General features: G+C 71.7%; 1 protein-coding gene. It reads left to right on the plus strand.

What is annotated here, in order from left to right:
• Nucleotides 1-118: 118 nt before the first annotated feature.
• Entirely contained in the window at nucleotides 119-1,411 is a 1,293-nt protein-coding gene (locus DW003_RS09820) for an IS30 family transposase (RefSeq protein ID WP_118388885.1), read from the plus strand.
• Nucleotides 1,412-1,539: the final 128 nt, after the last annotated feature.

Here is a 1,539-nt window from a genome sequence, read left to right on the forward strand (position 1 = left end):
CCTTGATTGGCAACTTCATCCGAACACCTCCCATATTCATCCGTACATGTACGGATGAATATGGGAATCCGATACCCTGAGGGCCGGACCGGCCGGCCCCGGGAGATCGGAGGACGGCATGTCCGGAAAGAGGAGGAAGGGGGCCGGGAAGGCGGCCCCGAGGGCCTACGGCAGGCTCACCAGGCACGAGCGGGACACGGTCCAGAGGATGCTGGAGCGAGGGGCCTCGTGCAGGCAGATCGCGAGGGAGCTGGGCAGGTCGCCCTCGACGGTGTGCTCGGAGGTGGCGTCGCACAGGTTCGTGACCGCGCCGAGGGAGAGGCGCGGCGAGCGCGTGGACGCCTCCGCCGACCTGTCTGCGGCATGCCCGCGCCTGGCCGCGTGGCCGCGCTGCTGCAACGGGTGCGGGCGGTACCGCGCGATCGGCTGCAAGCGCCGCCCGCACGTCTTCTACGACGCCCGCGCCGCGCAGCTGTGCGCGGACTCGGTCCTCGTCTCGTCGAGGCGCGGGATAGACGCCGACGAGCCCGCCGCGGCCGAGGCGCTCGCCCTCATCCGCGACGGCCTGGGCCGGGGGCTCTCGCCCGAGCAGCTGTCGGCCCGCAACGGCGGCCCCGTGGACCTGTCGCCCTCGACGATCTACCGCTGGGTCGCGGCGGGCTACGACGGCATGACCAACATGGAGCTCAGGCGGAAGGTCGGCTACAGGCCCAGGTCGCACCGGGCCCCGAAGAGGGCGACGCCGCACTCGCCCCGCAGGTCATATGCCGCGTTCCTCGCCCTCGGCGAGGACGTTTGCGCCGCCGCCTGGGAGATGGACACCGTCGAGGGCGCGCGGGAGGACAGCGCCTGCCTGCTCACGCTGCTGCACCGCCCCAGCAGGCTGCAGCTCGCGCTGCCGCTGGCGGCGAAGGACGCCGAGAGCGTGGCGGCGGCGCTCGCGGGCGTGCGCTCGGTGCTGGGAGCAGACGGCACGGGCAGGGTCTTCCGCGCCGTGCTCACCGACAACGGCCCCGAGTTCTCCGACGAGGGCGAGATCGCCGCGCTCATCGGCGAGGGGCCCGGCGAGACGAGGCTGTTCTACTGCGACCCCGGGCGCAGCGACCAGAAGGGCGCCTGCGAGCGCAACCACGTCGAGATCAGGAAGCTGCTGCCCAAGGGCCGCGGCCTCAGGTTCGACCGGCTGGCCCCGGCCGACCTGTCGCTGGCGATGTCGCACGTGAACTCCGAGCCCCGCGGCGCGCTCGGCTTCGCGACGCCCGCCCGCGCCTTCCGGGCGATGCTCGGCGCCGACGCGGAGACGCTGCTGGATGCGTACGGCGTGGAGGACGTGCCCGTCGAGGAGCTCGACCTGACGCCGGGGCTCATCGCGCGGGCGCGCGCAGAGAGGGGCGATGCCCCGCTGTCCTAGCCTAAAAGGAAAAAAGAATAGACGGAACCGACCGTTCGGCTGAGTCTGGGAAGAGGTGCCGGGCGGCGGGCGGAGCATGGCCACCGAACCCATCGAAACACATCTCCACCGTTCCTTCAACTGGGAAA

The sequence above is a fragment of the Collinsella sp. AF36-3AT genome, from assembly GCF_003475205.1.
Classification (GTDB): Bacteria; Actinomycetota; Coriobacteriia; order Coriobacteriales; family Coriobacteriaceae; genus Collinsella; species Collinsella aerofaciens_AF.